Genomic DNA, 5,194 nt, shown 5'->3' on the forward strand with positions numbered 1-5,194 from the left:
CGCGCCCCGGGTAGGACACCCCCGCGTTGTGGACGAGGACGTCGAGATCGGTGAGCACCTCCGCGGCCGCCTCGAGGGACTCGGGGTCGGCGAGGTCCAGTGGCCAGGTCGGGGCCCCGAGTCGCGCGGCGAGCGCGTCGAGGCGGTCCGAGGGGCGGCCGGCCAGAAGGAGTGTGTGGGTGGGCGCGAGCGCGTCGGCGATGGCCGAGCCGAGGCCGCCCGCCGCGCCCGTGATCATCGCAGTCGGCACACAGGGAACCCTACCGACCTGCGCGCTTGCCTTCGGCGTCGCATGATTGATCCGATGCCACCGGATTCGAGCTTCGCGCCCACCCAGTTAGCGGCCCGTGCCGCCTATCTGCTGCGCGGCAATGACCTCGGCGCGATGACCACCGCCGCGCCCCTGCTGTACCCGCACATGTGGAGTTGGGATGCGGCGTTCGTGTCGATCGGCCTGGCTCCGCTGAGCGTCGAGCGGGCCGTCGTCGAGCTGGACACCCTGCTGTCGGCGCAGTGGGCCAACGGGATGATTCCGCACATCGTGTTCGCCAACGGCGTCGACGGCTACTTCCCTGGCCCGGCGCGCTGGGCCACCTCCGCGCTGGCGGCCAATGCACCGCGCACCAGGCACACCTCTGGGATCACGCAGCCGCCCGTGCACGCGATCGCCGTGCAACGCATCCTCGACCACGCCCGCACGCGGGGCCGTTCCACGCGGGCGGTCGCGGAGGCGTTCCTCGATCGCCGTTGGACGGACCTGGTCCGCTGGCACCGCTGGTTGGCCGAGGCGCGGGATCCCGATTCGCACGGCCGGGTCACGATGTACCACGGCTGGGAGTCCGGTATGGACAACTCGCCGCGGTGGGACAACGCCTACGCCAACGTGATTCCTGGCGTGATACCGGAATACCAGCGCGAGGACAATGCCATCGTCACCGACGCGACGCAGAGGCCGTCCGACCTCGAGTACGACCGCTACATGTGGCTCGTCGAGGAGATGAAGTCGGTGAACTACGACGACGCCCTCCTGCCCAAGGTGATGAGCTTCGCCGTCGAGGACGTCTTCGTCTCCGCGATCCTCTCGGTCGCGTGCACCGTGCTCGCCGAGATCGGCGAAGACTACAAACGGCCGCACTCCGATGTTCGCGACCTGTACTCCTGGGCCGAGCGCTTCCGCCGGGGCGTCGTCGAGACCGCGCACGAACGCACCGGCGCAGCAAGGGATTACGATCTGAGGGCGAAGAAGTGGATCCCCACTGAGACGGTCGCGCAGTTCTCGCCGCTGCTGTGCGGCGGGCTGCCGCACGACCGGGAGCGCGCCCTGTTGAAGCTCCTCGAGGGCCCACGGTTCTGCGGGCATCCGGACCTCAGGTACGCGCTGATCCCCTCGACGTCGCCGGTATCACGTGACTTCCGGGCGCGCGAATACTGGCGCGGGCCGATCTGGCCGGTGGTGACGTGGCTGTTTTCGTGGTGCTTCGCCAGGAGGGGATGGTCGGAGCGTTCGTCGAATCTGCGGCGCGAAGGACTTCGGCAGGCCAGCGACGGCACGTTCGCGGAGTATTACGAACCGTTCACCGGGGAGCCGCTGGGCAGTATGCAACAGTCGTGGACCGCCGCGGCGGTGCTGGACTGGTTGGGCTGAGGCACTGTCGGGCTACGGGCCCTGCTCGGCCAATCGGGACAGCGGCGCAAGGGCTTTGGCCAGCGTCTCGCGCTCGTCTTCACTGAGTCTGCTCAACAGCACGGCCAGCGCGGCGCGCCGGGTGGCCAACGCCTCGCGGTGCTGAACCAGCCCGCGGGGTGTGACGTCGACCAGGACGGCACGCAGATCAGACGGGTCGCGTGAACGCTTCACCAGGCCCAGCTTCTCGAGCCTGCGGATCGCGACGGTGGTGGTGGGGGTGCGCACGCGCTCGTGTGCGGCGAGCTCGGTCATCCGGATCGGACCGAGGTCCAGCAACGTCAGCAGGATGGACAACTGCGCCAGGGTGAGGTCGGCTCCGCCCTCGGGCGCATTGCGATTGGAGGTGTCGGTCCGGCGCAGCACGGAGAACAGCTTGGAGAGCACCTGCTGCAGCTCTCCGGCCAGCTCAGTGACCTGCGGTTCGGTCTCCACCATAATTCGCTAGTCTAACCTGTCATTGCCTGTCAGAAGCACGACATGCGGTTTTTCATCCGAAATGACGTGATTCCGCACCTGACCGGCCTCGCCAATTCCTTGCCAGCGGGCCCGATCACAGAACCTGGGATAGGAACTGGCGGAGCCGGTCGGTCTCGGCATCGGAGAAGACGCGCTCGGGTGGGCCGGATTCGACGACCTTTCCGTGGTCCATGAACACCACGGCATCGGCCGCCGACCTGGCGAACCCCATCTCGTGGGTGACGACGACCATCGTCATGCCGTCGGCGCCGAGATCCGCGATCAGCGCCAGGATGCCCTTGACCAGTTCGGGATCCAGTGCCGAGGTCGCCTCGTCGAAGAACATCACCTGCGGAGCCATCGCAAGGGCGCGCGCGATCGCCACCCGCTGCTGCTGCCCGCCGCTGAGGGTCGATGGGCGGACATCGGCCTTGTGCCGCAACCCGACTCGTTCAAGTTGTGCCAGGCCGAGCTCGCGGGCCGCGTCGGCGGAGAGCTTCTTCAGCTTGCGAGGCCCCAGCGTGACGTTGTCGAGCACGCTCTTGTGCGGGAACAGATTGAACTGCTGGAACACCATGCCGATGCGCTGCCGCAATGCATCGGGGTCGTCCTTGAGCACCGATCTACCGTCGAGCAGAATGTCGCCGCTGTCGGGCTCGTAGAGCCGGTTCAGTGCCCGCAGGAGGGTCGACTTGCCGGAACCCGACGGGCCGATGACCGCCGTCGTCGTGCCTGCGGGTACGTCGATGTCGACGCCGCGCAGGACCTTGTTCGGACCGAACGCCAGGTGAATGTCCTTGCCGGTCAACGAAACCGGGTCGACCTTCGCGGTCTGGGCCGCGGGCGCGGGTGCGGACATCAGATCATCTCCTGGGTGGCAGTCGGGGCTAACGGGTCCTCCGCCTCGGTGGACGTCCTGCCGCGTCGCAGCCGGGTGTCGATGTAGTTGACCAGGTGGGTCAGCGGGATGGTCAACGCGAGGTAGAACAGGCCCGCGGCCACCAGCGGCGAGAGGTTCCCGGTCTGCGCGTTGAGATCCCGGCCGACCTGGAACAGTTCGCGCTGGCTGGCGATAAGCCCGAGGAAGTACACCAGCGACGAGGCCTTCAGCAGCGAGATGAACTGATTCACCAGGGCAGGCAGCACGCGGCGGATGCCCTGCGGTACCACCACCAGGCGCATCGACGACGAGTAGCTGAAACCCAGTGCGCGAGAGGCTTCGAGCTGGCCCGCCTCGACGCTCTGGATGCCGGAGCGCAGGATCTCCCCGATGTAGGCCGCCGCCATCAAGCCGAGTGCCGCGATGCCCAACGGGTAGGGGTTGTTGCCGGTCAGTCCGCCGACGATCGGGCCGACGCCGAGGCCGATGATCAGGATGATCACCACCTCGGGAAGCCCGCGGAAGACATCGGTGTAGACCCGGGCCGGCCACCGCAGCCAGCGCGTGCTGGAGATGCCCGCGACGGCGAGGCCCAAGCCGAGCACCAGGCCGATCACGGCCGCGCTGATGGTCAGAATGAGCGTGTTGGGCAGCCCCGTCTTGAACAGGTCGGGGATCGCCTTCTTGTACAGGTTCCAGTCGAGGAACGAGTCCTTCAGTTGCCGCAGTACGGATTTCGGGGCGACGGCGGAGTTGTCGGCCGCGGGCGTCTTGCTGGCGGCGATCGCGGCGAAGTCGGGGAGCGCAGGCACTGGGGCGGCCTTGGATCCGGGCTTCCAGCCTGGCGGCAGCGCACGCGGCACCCAGTCGGAGTACAGCTTCGCCCAGGTTCCGTCGGCGATCACGGCGTCGAGCCCGGAGTTGAGCGCGTCGATGAGCGGCTTGTTCTCCTTCGCGACGGCGTAGGCGACGAAGTTGTCCAGGCTGAAGGTGTTCTCGACGATTTGCGCCGGGTCGCCCGCCTGAACCGTGCCGACCGCCTGCTGCGACGGCGCCACCCAGGCGTCGATCTGGCGCGTCTTCAGGCTGGCGTAGACGGTGTTGTAGTCGGGGAACTTCACCGGATCCAGATGCAGGGTGTCGACGACATAGGCCTCCTGCACCGTGCCCTGCACCACGCCGATGCGTTGGCCGGCGGCCAGTTTGTCGAAGCCGGTGATCGGTGAGCCGGAGGGGACGACCAGTGAGAAGTAGCCGAAGTCATAGCCGTTGGTGAAGCCGACGGTCTGCCTGCGGGCATCGGTGGTGGTGATCGAGGACGAGCCGACGTCGAAGCGGCGCGACGCCACCTGCGCGAGCAGACCCGAGAAGTCGGTGCCGACGAAGTTGACCTTGAGGCCGAGCTTGTCTGCGATGGCACGGAACAACTCGTTGTCGAAGCCGGTGAACTGACCCGCGGCGTTGATGCAGATGCTCGGCGGCGCATCCGACAGCGTGCCGACGGTCAGCACACCCGGCGTACCCAGGCTCAGCGCGACGGGGTTCACGGCTGTCAGCGGCTCGACGTTCGGCGTCGTGTACCTGTCGGCTTCAGGGCCCTTCGCCGCCGCCGCCAGATTGGTGGGCAGCGCGCTGGCGCTTTCCACACCGGGAGGGGCGCACTGGTCGTTGTCCGCGCCTGCCATCGGCGCGAGTCCCATCGTCGCGACGAAGAGTGCGGCCAGTGCGACGACGACAGCCTTGTACATTCGCTCGCCGGTCATCTGAGGAAACCTATCGTCCCCCGCCACGGGAGCCGTGGATTCGGCTCAATCAGAGTGCAACGGACGGGGCATTCGGTGACGCGGACGGCCCGAGCACGCGGCGCCGGATGAGCTCGGCCACCATGACCCGGCCCATGGCCTCGGCGCGGCCCGCGCAGGCCGCCCTGGCCGCGTCCGCATCCCCGTCGGCGATCGCGGCCGTCTCGGTGACGTAGAACGGAAGCATCTCGTCGTGGCTGCCGAAGTACGCGCCCCAGAAGGTCCGCGGCATGAACGTCTGGGACGCCCGGATCGCAGCCTGCAGACGCGGTCCGGCGTATTCGTCGTTGATCGTCTTGCGGTAGCGCCACGTGTGCTCGTGGAATGCCCGCGACTCCACGGTGCCGCGCAGCGTGGTCAGCGTGGCCT

General features: G+C 67.8%; 5 protein-coding genes and 1 pseudogene. 1 reads left to right on the forward strand and 5 read right to left on the reverse strand.

From position 1 onward, the window contains the following. On the reverse strand, nucleotides 1–250 hold a 250-nt coding region (locus ACRDUX_RS04215; RefSeq protein WP_526411325.1), incomplete at its 3' end, for an SDR family NAD(P)-dependent oxidoreductase. A 54-nt stretch (nucleotides 251–304) separates the two neighbouring features. On the opposite strand from ACRDUX_RS04215, the gene ggh reads away from it, so the two are divergent. Then, nucleotides 305–1,645 (forward strand): glucosylglycerate hydrolase, encoded by a 1,341-nt coding sequence (gene ggh, locus ACRDUX_RS04220; RefSeq protein WP_526411327.1) that lies wholly within the window; start codon nucleotides 305–307, stop codon nucleotides 1,643–1,645. 12 nt (nucleotides 1,646–1,657) lie between these two features. On the opposite strand, the gene ACRDUX_RS04225 is transcribed toward ggh, so the two are convergent. The 4 genes and pseudogenes from ACRDUX_RS04225 to ACRDUX_RS04240 all read right to left on the reverse strand — a co-directional run. Then, nucleotides 1,658–2,122, reverse strand: a complete 465-nt coding sequence (locus ACRDUX_RS04225; protein WP_526411329.1) for a MarR family winged helix-turn-helix transcriptional regulator — start codon at nucleotides 2,120–2,122, stop codon at nucleotides 1,658–1,660. A 115-nt stretch (nucleotides 2,123–2,237) separates the two neighbouring features. Continuing rightward, nucleotides 2,238–3,002 (reverse strand): amino acid ABC transporter ATP-binding protein, encoded by a 765-nt coding sequence (locus ACRDUX_RS04230; protein WP_526411331.1) that lies wholly within the window; start codon nucleotides 3,000–3,002, stop codon nucleotides 2,238–2,240. After that, nucleotides 3,002–4,786, reverse strand: a complete 1,785-nt coding sequence (locus ACRDUX_RS04235) for an ABC transporter substrate-binding protein/permease (protein WP_526411333.1) — start codon at nucleotides 4,784–4,786, stop codon at nucleotides 3,002–3,004. The genes ACRDUX_RS04230 and ACRDUX_RS04235 overlap by 1 nt, the downstream gene beginning before the upstream one ends. A 49-nt stretch (nucleotides 4,787–4,835) precedes the next feature. Beyond that, a pseudogene (locus tag ACRDUX_RS04240) lies at nucleotides 4,836–5,194 on the reverse strand (GntR family transcriptional regulator); the annotation flags it as partial.

The organism is Mycobacterium sp. (genome assembly GCF_050701675.1).
In the GTDB taxonomy this organism is placed as follows: Bacteria; Actinomycetota; Actinomycetes; order Mycobacteriales; family Mycobacteriaceae; genus Mycobacterium.